The 21,727-nt window shown below is 67.7% G+C and carries 15 protein-coding genes; 5 read left to right on the forward strand and 10 right to left on the reverse strand.

The features are described 5' to 3' along the window. Positions 1-2: 2 nt before the first annotated feature. Together ACIPR8_RS16325 and ACIPR8_RS16330 are read left to right on the forward strand one after the other, a co-directional pair. Entirely contained in the window at positions 3-2,750 is a 2,748-nt protein-coding gene (locus ACIPR8_RS16325) for a DUF6923 family protein (protein ID WP_446541695.1), read from the forward strand. A gap of 550 nt (positions 2,751-3,300) precedes the next feature. Beyond that, a complete protein-coding gene (locus ACIPR8_RS16330) occupies positions 3,301-4,764 on the forward strand; it encodes an aminotransferase-like domain-containing protein (RefSeq protein WP_313255181.1) in 1,464 nt (487 codons plus the stop codon). Between the two features lie 9 nt (positions 4,765-4,773). Here the strand turns inward: ACIPR8_RS16330 and ACIPR8_RS16335 are convergent, their stop codons facing one another. The 3 genes from ACIPR8_RS16335 to ubiK all read right to left on the reverse strand — a co-directional run bounded on the left by ACIPR8_RS16335 (position 4,774) and on the right by ubiK (position 8,308). Further along, complete coding sequence (locus ACIPR8_RS16335; RefSeq protein ID WP_132862597.1) at positions 4,774-6,300, reverse strand: esterase/lipase family protein; 1,527 nt, start codon at positions 6,298-6,300, stop codon at positions 4,774-4,776. Between the two features lie 222 nt (positions 6,301-6,522). Further along, a complete protein-coding gene (locus ACIPR8_RS16340) occupies positions 6,523-8,040 on the reverse strand; it encodes a YifB family Mg chelatase-like AAA ATPase (RefSeq protein WP_446541696.1) in 1,518 nt (505 codons plus the stop codon). Positions 8,041-8,050: 10 nt separating this feature from the next. Continuing rightward, positions 8,051-8,308 carry a ubiquinone biosynthesis accessory factor UbiK gene (gene ubiK / locus ACIPR8_RS16345; RefSeq protein WP_132862599.1) on the reverse strand — a complete coding sequence of 86 codons (258 nt, stop codon included), beginning with the start codon at positions 8,306-8,308 and terminating at the stop codon, positions 8,051-8,053. 179 nt (positions 8,309-8,487) lie between these two features. On the opposite strand from ubiK, the gene ACIPR8_RS16350 reads away from it, so the two are divergent. Then, positions 8,488-8,826, forward strand: coding sequence for a P-II family nitrogen regulator (locus ACIPR8_RS16350; RefSeq protein ID WP_057635941.1), 339 nt, complete (start codon positions 8,488-8,490; stop codon positions 8,824-8,826). Positions 8,827-8,951: 125 nt separating this feature from the next. On the opposite strand, the gene ACIPR8_RS16355 is transcribed toward ACIPR8_RS16350, so the two are convergent. Beyond that, positions 8,952-9,614: an RIO1 family regulatory kinase/ATPase domain-containing protein gene (locus ACIPR8_RS16355; RefSeq protein ID WP_132862600.1), complete on the reverse strand. Its 663-nt coding sequence runs from the start codon at positions 9,612-9,614 to the stop codon at positions 8,952-8,954. A gap of 265 nt (positions 9,615-9,879) precedes the next feature. Then, a complete protein-coding gene (gene speE, locus ACIPR8_RS16360) occupies positions 9,880-10,737 on the reverse strand; it encodes a polyamine aminopropyltransferase (RefSeq protein ID WP_192288233.1) in 858 nt (285 codons plus the stop codon). 234 nt (positions 10,738-10,971) lie between these two features. Between speE and speA the strand changes: the two genes are divergently transcribed. Beyond that, positions 10,972-12,861 (forward strand): arginine decarboxylase, encoded by a 1,890-nt coding sequence (gene speA / locus ACIPR8_RS16365; protein WP_446541697.1) that lies wholly within the window; start codon positions 10,972-10,974, stop codon positions 12,859-12,861. A gap of 129 nt (positions 12,862-12,990) precedes the next feature. Here the strand turns inward: speA and ACIPR8_RS16370 are convergent, their stop codons facing one another. Further along, complete coding sequence (locus tag ACIPR8_RS16370; protein ID WP_446541698.1) at positions 12,991-14,151, reverse strand: OsmC family protein; 1,161 nt, start codon at positions 14,149-14,151, stop codon at positions 12,991-12,993. Between the two features lie 221 nt (positions 14,152-14,372). Between ACIPR8_RS16370 and ACIPR8_RS16375 the strand changes: the two genes are divergently transcribed. Then, positions 14,373-17,219: a TonB-dependent receptor domain-containing protein gene (locus ACIPR8_RS16375; RefSeq protein WP_446541699.1), complete on the forward strand. Its 2,847-nt coding sequence runs from the start codon at positions 14,373-14,375 to the stop codon at positions 17,217-17,219. A gap of 42 nt (positions 17,220-17,261) precedes the next feature. Here ACIPR8_RS16375 and ACIPR8_RS16380 read toward each other — a convergent pair whose 3' ends face one another. The 4 genes from ACIPR8_RS16380 to argS form a co-directional block, all read right to left on the reverse strand. Continuing rightward, entirely contained in the window at positions 17,262-17,723 is a 462-nt protein-coding gene (locus ACIPR8_RS16380; RefSeq protein ID WP_446541700.1) for a hypothetical protein, read from the reverse strand. A gap of 56 nt (positions 17,724-17,779) precedes the next feature. Beyond that, positions 17,780-18,532 carry an SDR family NAD(P)-dependent oxidoreductase gene (locus ACIPR8_RS16385; RefSeq protein ID WP_446541701.1) on the reverse strand — a complete coding sequence of 251 codons (753 nt, stop codon included), beginning with the start codon at positions 18,530-18,532 and terminating at the stop codon, positions 17,780-17,782. A 590-nt stretch (positions 18,533-19,122) separates the two neighbouring features. After that, positions 19,123-19,989, reverse strand: coding sequence for an SPOR domain-containing protein (locus tag ACIPR8_RS16390; protein ID WP_446541702.1), 867 nt, complete (start codon positions 19,987-19,989; stop codon positions 19,123-19,125). A gap of 20 nt (positions 19,990-20,009) precedes the next feature. Then, positions 20,010-21,698, reverse strand: a complete 1,689-nt coding sequence (gene argS, locus ACIPR8_RS16395; protein WP_192288222.1) for an arginine--tRNA ligase — start codon at positions 21,696-21,698, stop codon at positions 20,010-20,012. Positions 21,699-21,727 lie beyond the last annotated feature (29 nt).

Below are 21,727 nucleotides of genomic sequence, written 5' to 3' on the forward strand. Positions count from 1 at the left end.
TGATGAGTTGGAAGAAAGCCATCGTGGTGGCGGCGGCCGGCGCACTGGCAGGCCACGTCGTGCCGGCCAAGGCGCAGTTCGTGGTCAATGCCAGCTTCCGGAACACCACCGCGCCAGGCTGGTCGATCCCGAAGGTGGACAACGCCAGCACCGTGGATGACAGCAACATCCTCACCGGCGGCTACGGCGCGATCTCCGATACCAACACCAACGATGCCAACGGCAGTGGCTGGCTGCGCCTGACCACCAAGCGGCAGAACCAGGCCGGCGTCAGCCTGTACACCGGTTCGGGCTTCCCGTCTTCCAGCGGCGTGCTGCTGGAGTTCGACTACGTCAGCTGGGGCGGCGTGGCATCCAATGGCGCCGATGGCATCAGTGCGTTCCTGTACGACGCCAACGGCAGCATGGCCGGCGCCAAGCCGGGCGCGAGCCTGGGCTTCTGCCACGGCAACGGTGGGTACCTGGCGGTGGCGCTGGATGAGTTCGGCAACTTCTCCAGCGACGCACGGACGGTGACCGATGCCTGCACCGGCATCACGCCGCACGGCGCCACCCGCCAGCCGCAGAGCATCGCCATCCGTGGCCCGGTCGGCAGCGGCAATCCCTACGTGGCCGGCCTGACCCTGCCCGGTGGGCAGACCCTGGACGTGACCGGCGTGACCTCGCGCCCGACGACCAACCGGCGCGTGCGCCTGGTGCTGGTCCCCAAGGGCAGCGGCACCGGCTACCGGGTGAACGTGTTCTACGGCGCAACGCCGGAGACCATGACCCAGTTGATCAGCAACCAGGACTTCGCCTACGCGGCCCCGGCCAACCTGCGGTTGGGCTTTGGCGGCTCCACCGGCGGCTACGTCAACGTGCATGAGGTGCGCGAGGTGTTCGTGCGTGCCCCGGCCGACCTGGTGGTGACCAAGCAGGTGTCCACGCCGCAGGCCGCCAAGGGCGACCGGCTCAGCTACACCGTCACCCTGACCAACAAGGACATCAACGCCGTCGATGCGGGCAACCAGGCCCCGACGATCACCCCGGCCAACGCGGCGCTGTTCAGTGACAGCCTGCCCAGCCAGCTGCGCGATGCCACCTGGACCTGCAGCGCTTCGAGCGGCTCGACCTGCCCGGCCGCCAGCGGCACCGGCAGCATCAGCACCAGCAACTACACGCTGGCCCCGGGCGGCGTGCTGACCTTCAGCATCACCGGTTACGTCACCGACAGCGCGCAGTGCAACGCCACCGTCAGCAACACCGCCGCAGCCGTGTTCCCGGCAAGCTCCGGTTTCTCGGACATGAACCCGGGCGACAACAGCGCCACCGCCAACTTCACCGTGCTGTGCCCGGCGCCGTTTGCCACGTGCCCCACCGATGCCTTCGTCACCCGTGACAGCAACCTCTACACCATGGACCTGAGCACCGGTGCCATGAGCCTGCTCGGCACCAGTGGCCCGCTGGCCAACAGCGGCGTCAACGGCATCGGCTTCCGCCAGCAGGACGGCTACCTGTGGGGCTACTACAAGGGCACCGGCGCCGGCGACGTGCCGCGGCTGGTGCGCATCGGCCAGAACGGCGTGGCCGACCTGCCGTTCGCCGCGGCGCCGGGCGGGCTGGGCTTCAGCGGACAGTTCGTCGTCGCCGACATCCAGCCGGGGACCGGCTACTACGCCGCCGCCAACGCCGGCAGCCTCTATTACATCAACGTGGTCACCAACGCCGTGGTCGGTTCGCCGGTGGCCACGACCGCCTTCGCGCAGTCCTCGGACATGGCCTTCCACCCGACCGATGGCAACATCTACGGCGTCAACAACACCACGGGGGTGGTGTTCCGGGTCAACTCCGCCACGGGTGCCAAGGTGGACCTGCCGCTGGCACTGCCGCTGTCACCGGGCAGCGGTGGTTGGGGCGGCATCTTCTTCGACAGCGCGGGCACGATGTACGCCTACCGCTCGGGTGCGACCACGCCGCCGGGCCTGGTCTATCGGATCTTCAACGTCAGTGGCAGCGGCGGTGCGATGTTCTACGACGTGCTGGCACCCAATGCCCCCACCTCCAGCAACCTGGACGGCGCACGGTGCCCGGCCGCGCCGCCGCCGGCCCTGCCGCCGGTGATCGCGCTGAGCAAGACCACCACCGGCGCGACCGGTGGGCCGTTCTCCTTCGCGCTGACCAATACCCGCACCCATGCCAGCGGCCAGGTGACCACCACCACCGCCGGCACGCCGACGCAGGTGGACGCGGACGGCAACGCCGCCAACGGCGTGCAGCCCTACACGGTGGACGTGACCGCGCAGGCGGTGACCATCAGCGAGACGGTCGCCCCGGGCTGGCGGTTGGCGTCGGCGACCTGCCGGAACAGCCAGGGCACGGTGCTGGGCGCTCTCAACGGCAGCACCTACACGCTGCCGGCCGGCACGCTGGCTACCTCGCAGGTCTACCAGTGCGAGTTCGTCAACGAGCGCAGTGATGTCGACCTGTACATCACCAAGACCAACAACGCTGCCGCGGTGGTGCCGGGCACGCCGTTCGACTACACGCTGGTGATCGGCAACAAGGGGCCGCAGCCGGCGGACGGCGCGGTCGTGCGCGACCCGGCGGTGGCTGGCCTGGCGTGCAGTGCGTTGACCTGCACCAGCACTGGCGGCGCCAGCTGCCCGACACCGCTGACCGTGGCCGCGCTGCAGTCGACCACCGGCCTGACGATTCCCGGCCTGCCGAAGGACAGCAGCGTGGAGCTGAAGCTGCGTTGCAGCGCCGATTGAGCGCCACCGGCACCTGCGCATCGTGCGCAGGTGCCGACGTCCCGGTTGCAAGGCTGCGATGGGACGAAGCGATCCATTGCTGGATCTGTGCGCGGAAGCGTGCCTATCGCCGGCATCCGGCGTGCTTTGTTGATGCCGCTGGCGTGAAAGCCAGATGAAACCCTTATCGGCCCTTGCCGTGCTTTGTGGCAGGGCTGACACGCGACGACATCGTGCGTGGAGCGAGCGCCGTGCCGAAGGACGTTCAATGCGATGGCTGGATCGGTCCATGCAGATCCATGTCAGCACCGACATGTTCTGCAAGGTTTTCCACTGCGCCCGGCGCCGCATCTGGTACACATAAGAAGTCGCCTGTGCTGTCGCCCAACCGGGATGGAGCGTTGCGTTGCACGCTTCGCCCGGAGGTACAGTTTGCGACGACAGTAGCGGCGCGCTGCGATGCGGGCCCCGATGCTTCAGGCATCCATGGACAGTCCGCTCGCCGACGGGCACACGCGTTGGGTCCGTCATCCCTGTGGCGCGATTGGACGCATCTGCCGTATGGACAACCATGACTGTCGACTACCCCCCTCTCTCCCTGGCTGAAAAAGTCGCCACCGATATCGGCCGGCAGATACTGGCCGGCGCGCTCAAGCCCGGTGACAAGCTTCCCTCCCTGCGCGAGTACGCCCGATTGAACGGCTACTCCAAGAACACCGTGATCGCCGCCTTCGATCTGCTCAGCGAGCGCGCCCTGGTCGAGCCACACCATGGCAAGGGCTTCTACGTGCGCGAAATGGCCGGGTTGGGGGAGCGCGATACCGACGAGGATCCACCGGCCTACAACCAGGCCATCGACACCATCTGGCTGATGCGCCAGCAGGCAGTGCGCGAACCCGGCCGCGCGCATCTGGGCGAGGGCTTCCCGCCGGTGGAGTGGCTGATGGACATGCGCGTGGACCGCTTCCACCGGCATATCGTCCGCTCCGGCGTGGCCAACCTGTTCCGCTACGGCAACCGCTACGGTCACCTGCCGCTGCGCCAGCACCTGGTCCGCCGGCTGGCCGGCTACGGCATCGAGGTCGGCCCCCGGCAGGTGGTGACCACCTTCGGTGCCAACCACGCCCTGGACATCATCATCCGCTGCCACGTGCGTCCCGGCGACACGGTGCTGGTCGAGGAGCCGGGCTACCACCCGCTGTACGGCAAGCTGCGCCTGCAGGGGGCCAACCTGGTGGCGGTGCCGCGGCGCGCCGATGGCCCGGACCTGGCCGTGCTGGAGTCCATCCTGCAGCGGAACAAGGTGCGCCTGTTCTTCATGCAGTCGGTGGCCCACAACCCCACCGGCACCGATATCTCGGCCGACGTCGCGCAGCGCCTGGCCAAGCTCGCGGCCGCGCATGACCTGCTGGTCGTCGACAACGATGCGATGGCCGACTTCAAGGCCAACGCCACGCCGCGCGTATCGGCGATGGCACAGCTGAAGAACGTCATCTACGTCGGCAGTTTCTCCAAATCGGTGTCCGCCTCGCTGCGGGTGGGCTTCATCGCCGGCGACAAGGCCCACGTCGAGGAGCTGGCCGACATCAAGCTGCTGCTGCACCTGGGAGGCAGCGAGTACGCCGAGCGGGTGCTCGAGGCGATGCTGCGCGGGGGCAACTTCCTGCGCCACGTCAAACGCCTGCAGGATCGCGCCCGCGCGGCCACCACCAGGGGCCTGGAGGTGCTGCACGGCATGGGCGCCACCGTGTTCGCCGAACCGGCGCAGAGCCTGTACCTGTGGGCGCGCTTTGCCAACATCACCGACACCCACCAGTTGACCACGCGGTTGTTGTCGCGCGGCGTGGTGCTGGCCCCGGGCGCATTGTTCCAGCTGGATCCGGAACGGGTCTCGCCGTGGACGCGGTTGAACGTGGCCTACCTCAACGAGCCGGTGTTCGTGGACAGCCTCAACCAGGAGCTGGACCGGGCCGCGGGAACCGCGTCGCCGCTGGCACGCCCGGGGCTGTTCACGCCGCCGGAATGGGGCCGCTAGGCGCGGCCCTCACTGCCAGGCCGACAGGGACAGCTTCAGCTCGGCGGCGAAGCCCTTGGCCGAGCGCAGCGGCACCGAGAACACATCCGGTGCCTGCTGCACGATGCCGATCGCCTTGGTGCGCGCGGCGTCGAGCTCGGCCTCGTTCTTCGGCCCGCCGGCCCACTGGTCGTCGCTCCAGACATAGCGCAGGCGCCAGCCGCCGCCATCGGCCGGCTTGGCGAACAGCACCAGCGTGTTGCGGAACAGGTGCTCGCCGGGGATGTGGTTCTTCAGGAACAGCGCGCCATCGACCTCGTAGCCGGCATTGCATACCGCCAGGTCGATGGAGAAGGCGATCTCGCTGCCGGCCATGATCCTGCCGCTGTCCAGGAACACCGAGAACAGCACCGGCGAGCGTGCCTCGCGGCGCACGCTGCCGTCGGCATTGAACATCTCGTCGTAGCTGCGCCGGATGGCGCACTGGTTGGCCTGCGTGCGCGAGGTCAGCTCGTAGGTATACGCACCGCGCGGGGCGACCGTGGACTCGATGTAGTAGGAGGACTGGATCTTCTTGCCCTTGCGGCGCGCGGCCTCGATCTCGGGCGGGAAGGGCAGGGCGGTGATGTCCAGCTGCGCCGTGGCGCAGGTATCGCCGAACAGGAAGCGCACCAGGTTCTGGTAGCCCTCCTCGGAATTGACGATGCCGAAGTAGCCACTATGGCTGCGGTTGACGAAGGCGCGCGGCGCGCCTTCCACGTAGGCGTTGGCGATGCGCACCAGGCCATCGCTCAGCGCGCCCACCGCGAACGAGGACAGGCCATGCGCGGCGGCGTAGTCGCGGCTGTTGGTGCCGATCAGGCAGAACATGCGTTGCGGCGGGAACTCCGCCTTTCCCAGCGTGTTGACCTTGTCCTTGGGCACCTTGAGGTACTTGCCCATATTGGTGCGGTTGAAGTTGTTCAGGTCATTGATCGACAGCAGGTTGGGCAGGTTGATCCCGCCGACCTCGATGCCGTTGTGCGGGGTGGCGTAGGTGAACACCTTGTCGACCATCGCACGGGTCTGTGCACTGGCCACCTCCGGGTTCTGCAGCAGGCAGCGGCAGATCAGCCCGCCCATCGAATGGGCGACCAGGTAGACGCGGAAGTCGCGGCGCATGGCGGCGTTGTTGCCGCAGACGCTGTCACGCAGTTCCTCGATGCGACGCCCCAGGCTGGTGGCGGCGTCGATGATGGACGGTGTCCGGCCATCGCCGAAGGCCGGGTCGGCCGGGTCGTAGTAGCGGTGGATGACGATACAGCGCGGCGAGATGCGGTCGCGCCGCTCGGCCCCGAACTCGTACACGTCGCGGTAGTTGTGGTCCTTCATCAGCCGCACCAGCGGCGATTCGAACACGAACTTCACCACCGAGCCGTCCTGCGCCTGGCGCATCTTGGTCGAGCCCGCCTCGAAACCCATGAACGGCGTGGACGTGGTTTCCACGATCTCGTCGCGGGTCATCGCATAGCCGCGCACGTAGATGATCGGGTAATAGGGGCGTTCGATACGTTCCATGGGACGGCTCCGTCGCTGCACGCGGGAATGGTGGGCGGATTGTTGGTCAGTTGCATGAATCGGGGAAGCGTCGCGTCTCACATGATCGCGCCTTCCCTGGCCCTCCCTGCACCGGGCGCGCCGTTGCGCAGGCCATTGCCGACCTTCACGGGCCTGCTTCCGCCCCTCCCGCAAGGGGTGGGGCCGTAGATCGCCCCTGACGCCCCAACGCCACACGCAGGACTACCGCCGGTCTCCCGCCGCGCTCCCGCGATCCAGCTGCCGGTACCCGATCGCCTCGGTCAGGTGCGACCGTTCAATCGCAGCGGCCCCCGCCAGATCAGCGATGGTCCGTGCCACCCGCAGGATGCGATGCATCGAGCGCGCCGACAGCTGCAGCCGTTCCATCGCCTGTTCGAGCAGGTCGTGGTCGGCCGCCTGCAACGTGCAATCGCGCAGGGTTTCCGATTGCCCCAGGTGCGCGTTGGCCTTGCCGGCCCGCGCCAGCTGCCGGTGACGTGCCTGCATCACCCGCGCACGCACGGTCGCGCTGTCCTCGCCCGGTGGTGCATCGCCGCGCAGTTCCGCCGGCGGCAGGCGCGGCACCTGCAGGTGCAGGTCGATGCGGTCCAGCAGCGGTCCGGAGATACGCGCCCGGTAGCGGCGGATCGCTTCCAGCGGGCACCGGCAGCGGCCACTGGCATCCCCCACCCAGCCGCATGGGCACGGGTTCATCGCGGCGACGAGCTGGAACCGCGCCGGGAATTCCAGGCTGCGCGCCGCCCGCGACACGGTGACCGTGCCCGACTCCAGTGGTTCGCGCAGTACCTCCAGCGCCTGACGGTTCCATTCCGGCAATTCGTCCAGGAACAGGACGCCGTTGTGCGCGAGCGAGATCTCGCCCGGGCGCGGGTGCGACCCACCACCCACCAGCGCCACCGCGCTGGCGGTGTGGTGCGGGGATCGAAACGGGCGCTGGCGCCAGTGCGCCGGATCGAAGCCACGCCCGCTCAACGAGGCGACCGCCGCGGTCTCCAGGGCCTCGGCTTCGCTGGCATCGGGCAGGATGCCGGGCAGGCGTGAGGCCAGCAGCGTCTTGCCGCAGCCTGGCGAACCCAGCATCAGCAGGTGGTGGCTGCCGGCGGCGGCGATCTCCAGGGCACGTCGCGCCTGCTGCTGGCCGCGCACATCGGCCAGGTCCGGCTGTGGCGAAGGCGTGGCCATCGGCACGCTTGCCTCCGGCAACGCCTTGGCGCCGCTCACGCCGGCGCAGACCTCCAGCAGGGTGCGGGCCACCTTGACCTGCGCATGCCGCGCCAGCCCCGCTTCGGCGGCATTGCCTTCGGCGACCACCAGCGTGCGCTGCGCCTGCGCGGCGGCAATGGCCGCGGGCAACGCGCCGTCGACCGCGCGCAGCTCGCCGGTCAGCGCCAACTCGCCGATGAACTCGTGTCCGGCCAGTGCATTGCGGTCGATCTGGCCGCTGGCGGCGAGGATGCCCAGGGCGATCGGCAGGTCGAAGCGGCCGCCGTCCTTGGGCAGGTCGGCAGGTGCCAGGTTGATGGTGATGCGCCGCGCGGGATACTCGAACTGCGCGCAGAGCAGGGCGGCGCGCACGCGGTCACGCGATTCGCGCACGGCGGCCTCGGGCAGGCCGACGATCTGGGTCGAAGGCAGGCCACCGGACAGGTGGACCTCCACCCGTACCGGGGGCGCGTGCACACCCGCGCGGGCGCGGCTGTGCACCAGCGCCAGGCTCATCGGGCCCGGCTCAGGCGGACGGGGTGTCGGTGCGGCTTTCCAATGCGGAGACGGCCTGTTCCAGCGCCTCGAGCTTCTCGCGGGTGCGCAGCAGCACGGCGCGCTGCACCTCGAACTCCTCGCGGGTCACCAGGTCCAGTTTGCCCAGGCCGGCCTGCAGGGCGCTCTTGAAGGTGGCCTGCAGCTCCTCGCGCGATTGACGCAGGCCCGGCGGTACCAGGTCGCTCAGGCGACGGGCGAGTTCGTCGATGTGGTTCAGGTCGATCATGGTGGGTCTCCGCAGGAATTGGCCGAGCCTAGTGGGTCGGCGGCGTGCGGCGCATCGGGGTCCGTTATGGCAGGCGGTAAGGATAGTCCGTAATGCCCATGCCGGCACCTTGGCCGGGGTGGCCAAGCGCACCGGCGTAGAGGGTATCCTTCGGACAGATAACCCGAGGGAAGCGACCGATGAAGATGATCATGGCCATCGTCAAGCCGTTCAAACTGGACGATGTGCGTGAAGCGCTGGCCGAGCGTGGCGTGGCCGGCATCACCGTCACCGAGGTGAAGGGGTTTGGCCGGCAGAAGGGCCATACCGAGCTCTATCGCGGTGCCGAGTACGTGGTCGACTTCCTGCCCAAGGTGAAGATCGAGGTGGCGGTCACCGACGCCCAGGCCGACGAAGTGGTCGAGGCCATCGTCAAGGCGGCCGGTACCGGCAAGATCGGCGACGGCAAGGTGTTCGTCTACGACCTGGGCAGCGTGGTGCGCATCCGCACCGGCGAAGTGGACGCCGACGCACTCTGAGCCGCCGCGCAGGCCGGGGCGCCATCCCGGCAGTGCACATCGCCGGGGAGGGGGCTCCGGCTCCCGGTTCCGCCCGGAACCAACGCATCAGGCCCCATCACGCCAGGCCTGCACGCCCCGCGTGGTCACTCCTGGCCCTTGATCCGCCGGTACAGGCGCTTCCACGTACCGCGAATGGCCTGCACCCAGCCCGGCTCGGCCAGCAGGGCCACCTGTTCGGCGCTCGGCCGCTGGCCGGTCAGGCGCTGGCGCATCTTCACCAGGTTCTTCATGTCGCTGCGGCGCAGCTGGCGGCTGATCGGCCCGTTGCGCAACCAGCGCGGCGAGCGCCACGCCGAGGTGAAATCCAGCAGCACCGGCACGCCGGCGCTGACCACCACGTTGGTGCCATGCAGGTCGTTGTGGGTGATGCCGGCGGCATGCAGGCGGCCGAGCGCGTTCTGCAGCTGGTCGAAGACTTCCTGGGTGACGCCCTGCACGCCGGCGCTGAGGGTATCGCCGGGGATGAACTCCATGCCCAGCGCCAGGCCGCCCAGAGTGCCCAGCAGCGCCGGCGCATGTTTCCAGCCTTTCAGGCGTTCCAGTACCCGGGCCTCGCGGCGGACCAGCAGGCGCGCGACCGGCGCCAGCGGCGTGCCACGGTAGCGGCGGTAGTCCTTGACCACGGCCGGCCGACCATCGAGCTCGGTGCGGTAGACGTCGGGCTCGAGCAGGCGTTCGCCGCGCTTGAGCAGGTTGGGGGTGGGGACGACGGCATGTTCACCGTCAAAGGCGGGCAGGGAATTCATGGCAGACCTTCCTGACGCGGCGTGGGCGCGGAAAGCGTCGTGAACTGCCGGTCTTCGGGGTGATTCGTGTTGAGTGGCCGAATTATAAAACTGAACAGTCCACGAATTGCTGAATGTAAAAAAAATGTAGGAACCGTGTGACGGAAAGGATCGTTGCGCTGGTTGGCTTGCAACACTGCCGGGCCTTTGCGCTCGCCATCGCCACAAACGAAAACCCCGCGCCTTGCGGGCGCGGGGTTGGGTCACCACGGCGGGCCTGGGTGGCTTACTCGCCCAGTGCCTTGGCCACGAACGGCGGGCTGACCAGCACGCCGGTATGCAGCGGGGCGGTGTAGTACAGCGTGTCGAACGGCTTGGCGGCCGCATCGGCCTCACGGAAGCCGAAACCGAAGCCGGCCTGCTTGCTGGCCACGGTCACCGACCACCAGCCGGTCGGGTAGCACGGCTGCGGGAACGGCAGGGTCTTGAACGACTGGAAGCCGGCCTTGCCCATCTCCGCACGCATGTCCTTGATCAGGTCCAGCAGCGCCAGCGGCGACTCGCTCTGCTGCACCAGCAGGCCGTCGTCCTTCAGGGCGCGGAAGCAGCTTTCGAAGAACGCCTTGTTGAACAGGCCTTCGGCCGGGCCGACCGGGTCGGTGGAGTCCACGATCACCACGTCCACGCTGCCCGGGGCGCAGTTGGCCATGTAGGCCACGCCGTCGTCGAACAGCAGCTCGGCGCGCGCGTCACCGTTGGATTCGCACAGTTCCGGGAAGTACTTCTCGGCCATGCGGGTGACCTGCTCGTCGATGTCGCACTGGGTGGCGCTCTCCACGCCCGGGTGCTTGAGCACCTCGCGCAGGGTGCCGCAGTCGCCGCCGCCGATGATCACCACGCGCTTGGGCGCGGTGTGGGTGAACAGCACCGGATGGCTGATCATCTCGTGGTAGAAGAAGTTGTCCTTGGTGGTCAGCATCATGGCGCCGTCGATGACCATCAACTTGCCCCAGTCGGTGCTGTCGTAGATCTCGATCTTCTGGAACGGCGACTGCACTTCGTCCAGCTTGCCGGTGATGCGGAAACCAATGGCCGAGCCGGTCGGCTGGAAGTGTTCGATGAACCAGTTTTCGTTGGAGGTCATGATGATTCCTGGGTGCTGGGGCTGTCCTCCTCCCACCGGGAGAAGGTGCCCCGAAGGGGCGGATGAGGGTAAGGGCGAAGCCTGTCACAGTCAGGTTTCACGCTTACTCTCACCCCCGATCCCCCTCCCGGGCAGAGAGAGGGCGTGGCGCGGGCGCGGATTGTAACGGACCGGTGCCCCGCTGGCGTTAGAATGCGCGTCCTTATTTATCCACAGCCGAGAGTTGCTACGCCGATGAGCGATTGGTCCCTCGAACAGGCCCGCAAGACCTATTCGATCCCGCACTGGTCCGATGGTTATTTTGACGTCGATGCCGCAGGGCATGTCGTGGTCCGCCCCGCCGGTAGCGCGGGCGTCACCGTTTCCCTGCCGCAGATCGTCGATTCGGCCCGTGCCGCAGGCGCCAAGTTGCCGCTGCTGGTGCGCTTCCCGGACATCCTGGGCGAGCGCCTGGGCAAGCTGCAGGCGGCCTTCGCCCAGGCCCAGGCGGACTGGGACTACGCCGGCGGCTATACCGCGGTGTACCCGATCAAGGTCAACCAGCACCGTGGCGTGGCCGGCACCCTGGCCAGCCACCACGGCGAGGGCTTCGGTCTGGAAGCCGGCTCCAAGCCGGAACTGATGGCGGTGCTGGCGCTGAGCCGGCCGGGCGGGCTGATCGTCTGCAACGGCTACAAGGACCGTGAATACATCCGCCTGGCGCTGATCGGCCGCAAGCTCGGCCTGCAGACCTACATCGTCATCGAGAAGCCCTCCGAGCTGAAGCTGGTGCTGGAGGAATCCAAGGCACTGGACGTGAAGCCGGGCCTGGGCGTGCGCATGCGCCTGGCCTCGCTGGGCGCCGGCAAGTGGCAGAACAGCGGCGGCGACAAGGCCAAGTTCGGGCTGTCGCCGCGGCAGCTGCTGGACCTGTGGAAGTCGCTGCGTGACACCGAGTACGCCGATTGCCTGAACCTGCTGCATTTCCACATGGGCAGCCAGATCAGCAACGTGCGCGACATCGCCAACGGCATGCGCGAGGCCACCCGCTACTTCGTCGAGCTCTCGCGCCTGGGCGCGAAGATCAGCCACGTCGACGTCGGCGGTGGCCTGGGCATCGACTACGAAGGCACCCGCTCGCGCAGCTACTGCTCGATCAACTACGGCCTGAACGCCTACGCCAGCAACATCGTGCAGCCGCTGGCCGAGGCCTGCGAGGAACACGCGCTGACCCCGCCGCGCATCATCACCGAGTGCGGCCGCGCGATGACCGCCCACCACGCGGTGCTGATCGCCAACGTGTCCGAAGTGGAGCAGGCCGCCGAAGGCCGCATCCCCGAGGCGCACGACGATGAGCCGGCCGCGGTCCGCCACCTGCGCGAGATCCATGACGAGCTGGACCAGCGTCCGGCGGTGGAGCTGTTCCAGGAGGCCCAGCACTTCCACGCCGAAGGCCTGAGCGCCTATGCGTTGGGCCAGATCGACCTGCCGCAGCGGGCACGCATCGACGACCTGTTCTACGCGATCGCCCACGGCGTGCGTGCGCGCCTGAGCTACGACGAGAAGAGCCACCGCCCGGCGCTGGATGAGTTGAACGAGCGCCTGGTCGACAAGTACTTCGTCAACTTCAGCGTGTTCGAGTCGATCCCCGATGCCTGGGCCATCGACCAGGTGTTCCCGATCGTGCCGATCGAACGCCTGAACGAGCGCCCGGACCGCCGCGGCGTGATCGCCGACATGACCTGCGACTCCGACGGCATGGTCAAGACCTACGTCGAGAACGAGAGCCTGGACAGCTCGCTGCCGCTGCACGCGGTGCGCCACGGCGAGAGCTACCGCATCGGCTTTTTCCTGGTGGGCGCCTACCAGGAAATCCTCGGCGACATCCACAACCTGTTCGGCGATACCGACGCGGTGGAAGTGGTGGCCGACGCCGATGGTTACTCGATCACCCAGCAGCGTCGCGGTGACACCACCGACGTGATGCTGGACTACGTGGGCTACAAGCTCGACGACCTGCGCGCGGCCTACAAGCAGCGCGTGGCTGCGGCCAACCTGTCGGCCGAGCGTGCCGCCGAGCTGGATGCCGCGCTGGAAGCGGGCCTGACCGGCTACACCTACCTGTCGGACGAACCGCTGGGCTGATCCCGGTGGTGGATGCGCCCCTCTCCCGCGTGCGGGAGGGGGGCGTTTTCGTTTCCGGCATCCGACCCAAAGAAAACGGCGGCTTGCGCCGCCGTTCGCATTGCATCGCTATGCTCCTGCAGTACGGCCTCAGCCGCCCTTGTAGGCGCCGTGGACGATGCTGCCTTCCAGCGTCTGCTCATCCTTGACCAGGTTGTACAACGGGCAGGTTTCCTCGACCGCATCGCGCAGTGCCAGGATCTCCTGTTCCGAGGCCGGTGACTCGATCCGCGCGGTGTAGCGGATGTTGTGGAAGCGCGCCGGGCCGCTCACGTTCTTGCCGAAGCGCGGGCTGAGCTCGGCATCGGCGGTGACTTCCAGCGAATCCAGCAGCACGTTGCGCGCACCGGCCTGTACTTCAAAGATATGCGTGGGGCAGGTGGTGGTGACGCCGATCAGGTGTTCCTCGGCGGTCGGTGCTAGTCCATAGCCGAGCAGGCCCGTTGCGCTGTCGTGCAGTTGCAGGTGGTAGCCGTCCTTGCCGATGAACACCTGGCGCAGGCCGGTGTGTGGCTCGACGTGCGCGCGCGCGACCAGCGTTTCGGGGTTGGCCGGCGTGCCCGACGCGGCTTCGCGCTGCTTGGCCAGCACGGCCGGGCGCTTCTCCTGGGTGATGAAATCGCGCAGGCCCGGCGGCAGGCTGGGGTCACGCGTGGCCGGGGTCTGGATGTACTCGACCTCGATGCGGCTGATCGGCTGCGCCTGCGTCACCAGGTTGATCGCCGAGGATTGCTCGTGGACGCTGCGCTTGAGCGCCTGCAGCTGCGCATCGGTGGCCGGCGAGTCGATGTAGGCCACGTAGGAAAGGTTGTTCGGGTAGCTCAGGTTGGCGCTCTTGCGCTTGGGGATGCTGGTGAACACCACGTCCAGCCCATCGATCGGGATGTTCGCCGCCGCGGCCTGCACCAGGTACTCGTCGGCGATGGCGCTGGACAGCACGCCCACCAGCGAATCCCACGAACCCGCGCCCAGGTTGTAGCCGGCATAGTCGCGACCACTGTCGCTCAGGTACTGGAAGGTGCCGGTCGGGCCGATGCGCAGGCGGCGCACGCCCGAGCGACTTTCGGCGGTGACCTTGGTATGGATGGCGGTCGGTACGCCGTCCTGCGCCGATTGCGCCTGGATGGCGGCCTTCTTCTCGACCAGATAGTCGCGCAATGGCGTGCTCGACGGCGCCGCCGATGCCGGTGGCAGCAGCAACGTCGTGGACAGCACGGTGAGGGCAAGGAACAACGGACGTGCGATGGACATGACAGGCAGGACTCCACAGCGGGCCGGATGGCCGGAAGACTGCCGACTTTCCACGTTGCGATGAATACGCGGAAATAGCCGATGGCGATGCTGTTATTACCGCCGGCATCTCCTGCTGGCTGATACCGCCGAGCGCAGGATCTCATGCGATGCGGTCATTATTCAGCGTGTGAACGAGTTCCTAGCATCCGTCGCTCAGCCCGATCAGAGGAAGTGTACGGATGCAGTCCCAGCACGAGCGTCATCGCAAGACCATCAGTCCCGCTATCGCGGGGCACAGCCGTTATCTGCCTGCACGCTCCGTGCTTGCCTGCGTGATCGTCGCTGCGCTGGCCGGTGTGCTGTCGCCGTCGCAGGCCCATGCGCAATCGGCCGAACAGCTGCAGCGTGAGAACGCGCAGTTGAAGGCCGAGATCGCGCGCCTGCGCCAGGCGGCCGGCCTCCCGCCGGAAGCCGGCACCGCGACGCCGCCGAATACCGCGGCGCAGGCATCGGTCGAGCCGATACCAGCATCGGACGTCGGGGACGCAGCGCTGCTGGATGCGGTGATCGTCAAGAGCGAGCAGATCAAGCAGCAGGCCGCGTCGATCTCGGCGGTCACCGGCGAGGAGCTGGAGAAGTTCCACGTCAACAACTTCCGCGACATCGTCAATCGCATCGGCAACGTGCGCACCTCGTGGCAGAACCCGAACACCGCCTCGATCTTCGTGCGTGGCGTGGGCTGGGCCGCCGGTGCCGGTGTACTGGAGCCCAGTGTCGGCGTCAGCGTGGACGGTGTCGGCCACGGCATCAATGCGATCTCCGCGTTGAGCAACTACCTGGACATCGAGTCGGTGCAGGTGGTGCGTGGGCCCAACGGCACCGAAGGCGGTCGCGCGGCCAACGTGGGGCGCGTGGAGATCACCACCCGGAAACCGAGCTTCACCCCGGAGGCGCGCGCGGCGATCACGCTGGGCGAGCGCAACACCACCATCGCCACCGCGGTGGTGGGTGGGGCCCTCATCGACCGGAAGCTGGCCTATCGCCTGAGCGTCAACCGCGAGGCGGCCGACGGTCCCTTCGACAACGCCAACGACACGCACTACAGCTGGCGCAATACCGACCGCACCAACGTGCGCGCGCAACTGCTGTTCACGCCGAACGACCACCTGGAAGCGAACCTGTCGGTGGATGTCACCCCGAAGGGCCGCGAGATCTGCGAGAACTGCTTCTGGTTCAACACCAGGACGCCAGCCACCTACGACTGGACCAATCCGGTCACCGGCCAGCCGGGGCAGGTGAACTACGCCGAGGACGTGTTCGGCAAGTTGCAGCGCCGCTGGTTCGCGCAGAACCCGAACTACACCATCGATGACTACTACCGCCCGCGCGTCAACACCATCGGCGAGTACCCGAACACCTACAAGACCGCGGGCGTCACCGCCAACGTCGCCTACACGCTCAGTGACGCCACTACGCTGACCTCGATCACCGGCTGGCGCGACTACGACTTCTCGCAGGGGGCGGGCTCGCATACCGGCTTTGAGTGGTTGCGTGCCCCGCGCGGCACCCAGACCCGTTTCGAGCAGCTCAGCCAGGAACTGCGCCTGGACACGCAGTTGAGCGATGGCCTGAGCCTGCGTGCCGGTGGCTTCTACTTCCACGGCAAGTTCCCCAACTACAGCCAGACCGAGCGTTATGGCACCGATGGTGGCGCCTACTACGCCAACGCCGCGCAGTACGCGGTGCTTGATCCGATCAATCCGGCACTGCCCAATGCGGTGGATGCCGCCGGCCGGCTGCTGCTGTTCAACTCCACCTATGGGTTGGTCACCCAGCGCAAGGAGCGTTACGACAACAAGACGCTGGCGGCGTACTCCAACCTCAAGTGGGAGGTCAGCGACGATTTCAGCGTCAACGCGGGCCTGCGTGTCAGCCGCGAGACCCGCAACACCCGCGCCGGCAGCGCGATCCTGGCCGACGGCTTTGCCGGGGAGCTGAATCCGGCCAAGGTCAACAACGTCACCTACAACGGCTTTGCCAACGATGCATCCGGCAACCTCGCCGCGGGCAACAACGCGGCGCAGCTGGCGCTGGCCGACCTGGTCGCACAGAAGTACTTCGGCGTGGCCACCTACGGCGCGCTGAGCACCAGGCAACGCCAGCAGGTGGCCGCAGCCAAGGCGATCCGCGCCGGCCGCATCGGCAGCTCCTACCTGGAGGTTGCCGCGCCGGAGTACCAGGAGACGCTGTTCAGCGGCGTGCTCGGTGCGAATTACCGCATCAACGACGCGTTGACCGTGTACGGCTCGTACCGCTATGGCGAAAAGCCGGGCATCACCCAGATCGTTGGCGCCACCGCGCTGGGCGGGAAGTCGGTGCCGGCCAAGGCCGAGTCCACGCATGCCTGGGAGCTGGGCTTCAAGTCGCTGCTGCTCGATGACAAGCTCTCGCTGGCCGGCACCGTGTTCCTGCAGGACATCAACGACTACATCCAGAACACCTTCGTCTACGACGAGGTGCAGACCGCGCTGAACAACGACGGCAAGTCGGCCTACGTGGCCGCGCTCGGCAACGTGCCCAAGGTGCGCACCCGCGGCCTGGAACTGGACGTGGCCTACTTCGGCATCCCGTACACCACGCTGCGCTTCTCCGGTGCATACACCGACGCGACCTACCGCTCGTTCCCGCGCGCGCCGAACCCGGCCGAGCTGGGTGGCGGCAATCCGGCCGGCCCGTACTACGACGCCAGCGGCAAGACCCTGCCGGGTGCGCCGAAGGTCAGTGGCAACCTGTTCGCCGACTTCTCGTACCCGCTGGGGCAGGTGTGGGCGCTGCAGTCCAACCTCAACTACAACTACCAGAGCAGCTATTACACCGACACGCTGCTGTCGCGCTACGCCAGGACCGATCCGCTGGGCACCACCGATTTCTCGATCGGCCTGGGCCGCCAGGATGGCCGCTTCGCGATCAGCCTGGTGGCCAGGAACCTGTTCGACCAGGACACCGGCGTGCCGCTGACCTGGAACTCGTACAAGCCGGGCATTCCGCGCTGGCTGGGCGTGACCGTGCAGGCGTCGCTGTACTGAGGCGCAGGAAGGCATCGCCGGCCAGGCTGGCCCGTTGAGGGGTCAGCTGGCCGGCTTGAGGTCCACGCCTTCCATCGCCTGTTCAACGCTGTCCGCGTTGCAGCGCACGGTGGCGACGTGGCGACCATTGACCTCCACGTTCACGCCGGCCTGCACTTCGTGCTCGTCGGTCATGCGGTCCACGCTCCAGAACACGTCATAGACCGTGTTGCCGTTGGGCACGTTGATCGAATAGGAGATCGCCCGCCCGATGCCTTCCCATTGCCAGGTGGAGGCCTCTTCGCGGCGCACCTTCAGCTGCATTTCCGGGGGCCGTCCGGGCTTGCCGAAGGTGTAGTGCAGCGTATCGCCTGCATCGCACAGCAGCACCTGCTTGCCGTTGGTGGTGTTGCAGGTGAACAGCGGTGTTTCGGTCGCGGCACAGGTGTTGCTGGCCGCGGCCGGCATGGCGGTGAATGCGGCGGTCAGGGCCAGTGCCGCGACGGCATGTCCGGGGCGTTCCATCTCGCTGCGTCTCCTTGTCTGTGGATGCGTGGTCCGCACGACCGCCGCTGTGGTGGTCAGGCCTGTCGCGCGACCTGGAAGCCAGCGAACGACTGGCTGACCGGCATCAGTTCCAGGCGGTTGATGTTCAGGTGCGGCGGCAGCGTGGCCACCCAGAAGATCTGCTCGGCGATGTCGGCAGCCGTCATCGGGTCGGCCCCCTTGTACAACTGGTCCGACGCGGCCTGGTTGCCGTGCGTGCGCACCAGCGTGAATTCGGTTTCGGCCATGCCCGGTTCGATCGCGGTCACGCGCACGCCGGTGCCGTGCAGGTCCGAGCGCAGGCCCAGCGAGAACTGGCTCACGAAGGCCTTGGTGCCGCCGTAGGCATTGCCGCCCGGGTACGGGTAGATGGCGGCGGTGGAACTGATGTTGATGATCGCGCCACGGCGTTCGATCAACTTCGGCAGCAGCGCATGGGTCAGCGTGACCAGCGCGGTGATGTTGGTGTCGATCATGGTGCGCCAGTCGTCCAGGCTGGCGTGCTGGGCCGCGGCGGTGCCCTGGGCGAGGCCGGCGTTGTTGACCAGCAGGTCGATGTCACGGAAGCCGGCCGGCAATGCCGCCAGCGCCGCCTGCATGGCCGCGCTGTCGCGGATGTCGAACACCGCCGCATGCACGGTGCCGGAACCGAATTCGTCGACCAGCGGCTGCAGGCGCTCGGCACGGCGACCGGTGACGATCACCTTCCAGCCGGCCGATGCGAAGCGACGTGCGGTGGCGGCGCCGAAGCCGGAAGTGGCACCGGTGATCAATGCAGTCTTGGACATTGCGGAATCCTTGGGGCAGGGATTTCGATTTTCGCACTTTGCGGTGGTGCGGGTGTGGGGAGGTCGCCGCCTCAAGCAAAGGGCCAAAGCCAAAGCGCCCCCTCATCCCAACCCTTCTCCCGCAGGCGGGAGAAGGGCTAAAGCCAAGAGCCAAGAGCCAAAGCCCCCCTCCCCAACCCTCCCCTGCGCCTGCGGCGCAAGGGAGGGGGTGACTGAGTGATCTGTCGGGCCGCGGCGTGGCGAAGCAGCGCTCTGCTCCCTCCCTTGCGCCGCAGGTGCTGGGGAGGGTTGGGGAGGGGTGCTCTTTGCAGGTAAATCAACGTCGCATAAAGATTGAATTTCGAGCAGGCGCGCACTCAAAGCCCCGGGTGCGCTCCGCTTACCCGGGCTACAACGGCACAAACAAAAAGCCCCAACACCAAAGCGATGTCAGGGCCTGAATGTTCGAAGGGCTCTTCAAGTTATCTGTCAGTCGCAACAGCCCCCTTGAGTAAAGGGGGCGCGCCGACAGGCGCGGGGATTTGGAGAAGAGGGGCACGGGGCCCAAAGTTTGCTTCACAAACTTTGGGGTGAAGCCACCGTAGGCGACTTCACTGCGCCTTGATCGCCATCGCCTGCAGTCCGCTGCCGTCGAGCTTGGACTTGGCCTCGGCCAGTTCGCTGGCGGTGCCGTACGGTCCCATGCGCACGCGGTACACGGTGTTGCCGTTGATCTGCGCCGATTCCACGCGCGCGGCCAGGCCCATCATCGCCAGCTTGGCCTTGGTGGCTTCGGCCTCGCCGGAAGCGCCGAACGCGCCGGCCTGCAGGATGTAGCGCACGTTCTCGCTGGCTGCCGCAGGTGCGGCGGCGGCCGGTACCGGGGTTGCCGCGGCCGGCCGGGTAGCGGGCTGGGCGGAGGCGACCTGGGCCGGGCGGGCCGGCGTGGCTTCGGCCACCGGCGTCGGCTGGCGCGGCGTTTCGCTGACCGGTGCCGGTAGGGCGGCGGTGGCCGGCAGCGGGCGACCTTCCAGCGCGGCCTGCGCACGCTGCGCCTCGGTCGGCGGGGTGGCGCTGGCCGCTGCGGCGGCACGCGCAGCCGCGGCACGGCGCTGTTCCTCGGCCTTGGCACTGGCCGCCAGCTCGGCGTCGGACATCTGCACTTCGGTGCCCGGCAGCAGGTTGTAGAACTCGTACTGCGTGGCAGGCTTGTCTTCCGGCTTGGTGGCCGCCTGCGCGGCCGGCCGTGGCACATCCACGCCCGCATCGACGTCGGCATCGGCGACCGGCGCCGGCTGCGCGTCCGGGTTGGGTTGCGGGCCTACCCGCAGGAAACCGTCGCCGTCCTTCTTGAACAGGTTCGGGGCCGCCAGGAACACCACGGCAGCGATCGCCGCACCGGCGACCAGCCACACCCACCCGGGCGTGCCGTTGCCGCTGTTGCGTCGTGCCTGTGTCTTGCCGCGTCGTGCTGCCATTTCTACTGCGTCTCCTTGACTTACATCTTTTCCGGGGCGCTCACGCCCAGGATGCCCAGACCATTGGCCAGCACCTGACGGGCCGCGCAGGCCAGCGTCAGCTTGGCGTTGCGCGAGGCCCCGTCGTCCACCAGCACCGGCGTCCCGTGATACCACGTGTGGAAAGCGTGCGCCAATTCACGCAGGTACTGCGCGACCTGATGCGGTTCCAGCGCGGCGCCGGCGGCTTCCACCACCTCCGGGTAACGCGAGATTTCGTTCATCAGTTCCAGCGACAGCTCGTCGCCGAGCAGCGACAGCGCGGCCAGGCCGTCGGCCTGCTTGTAGTCCAGGCCCTTCTCCTGGGCCTGACGCAGCAGCGAGCAGACCCGGGCATGCGCGTACTGCACGTAGAACACCGGGTTGTCGTTGCTCTGCTGGCGGGCCAGGTCGATGTCGAAGGTCAGCTGCGAATCCGGCTTGCGCGCGATCAGGAACCAGCGCACCGCGTCGCTGCCCACTTCCTCGATCAGGTCGCGCAGCGTCAGGTAGCTGCCGGCACGCTTGGACAGCTTCACTTCCTCGCCGCCGCGCATCACCGTGACCATCTGGTGCAGCACGTACTCCGGCCAGCCCTGGGGGATGCCCAGGTCCAGCGCCTGCAGGCCGGCGCGCACGCGCGCCAGCGAGCCGTGGTGGTCGGCGCCCAGCTCGGTGATGGCGCGCTCGTAGCCGCGCTGCCACTTGCTCAGGTGGTAGGCCACGTCCGGCAGGAAGTAGGTGAAGGTGCCGTCGGACTTGCGCATCACGCGGTCCTTGTCGTCACCGAAATCGGTGGAGCGCAGCCACAGCGCGCCGCCTTCCTCGTAGGTGTGGCCCGAGCTGATCAGCTGGTTGACGGTCTCGGCGACCTTGCCGTCCTTGTACAGCGAGCTTTCCAGGAAGTAGATGTCGAAATCCACCCCGAACGCGGCCAGGTCCAGGTTCTGCTCGTTGCGCAGGTAGGCCACGGCGAAGCGGCGGATGGACTCGATGTCCTCGGCATCCTTGGTGCCGACCACCTGGCTGCCTTCCAGCTCGACCGTCTGGCCGAGCAGGTAGGCCTTGGCCACGTCACCGATGTAGTCGCCGTTGTAGGCGTCGGCCGGCCACTGTGCGTCGCCAGGCTTGAAGCCGCGCGCGCGCGCCTGCACCGATTTGGCGAGGTTCTCGATCTGCACGCCGGCGTCGTTGTAGTAGAACTCGCGCTTGGCGTTCCAGCCGTTGGCTTCCAGCACGCGGGCGATACAGTCGCCGATCGCGCCGGCGCGGCCGTGGCCGACGTGCAGCGGGCCGGTCGGGTTGGCCGAGACGTATTCCACGCCGACCGAGCGGCCGTTGCCGCTCAGGTTGCGGCCGTAGTCGGCGCCTTCCTTGAGCACGCTGACCACTTCGCGCTGGTAGGCCACCGGCGCGAGCTTGAAGTTGATGAAGCCCGGGCCGGCGATCTCGACCTTGGCGATGTCATCGCTGGCGGGCATGGCCTCGACCAGCGCCTGGGCCAGTGCGCGCGGGTTGCTGCGCGCGGCCTTGGCCAGCAGCATCGCGGCATTGGTGGCGAAGTCGCCGTGTTCGCGGGTCTTGGGTCGCTCGACCACGAATTCCGGCGGCAGGGTGTCGGCAGGCAAGGTGCCGTTGGCGCGCAAGGCTTCGATGCCTTGGCCGATGAGGGCGCGGAGTTGGGGTTTCACGTGGACTATCTGCTTGAAGCGCGGAACTG

The sequence above is a fragment of the Stenotrophomonas sp. LARHCG68 genome (assembly GCF_052871705.1).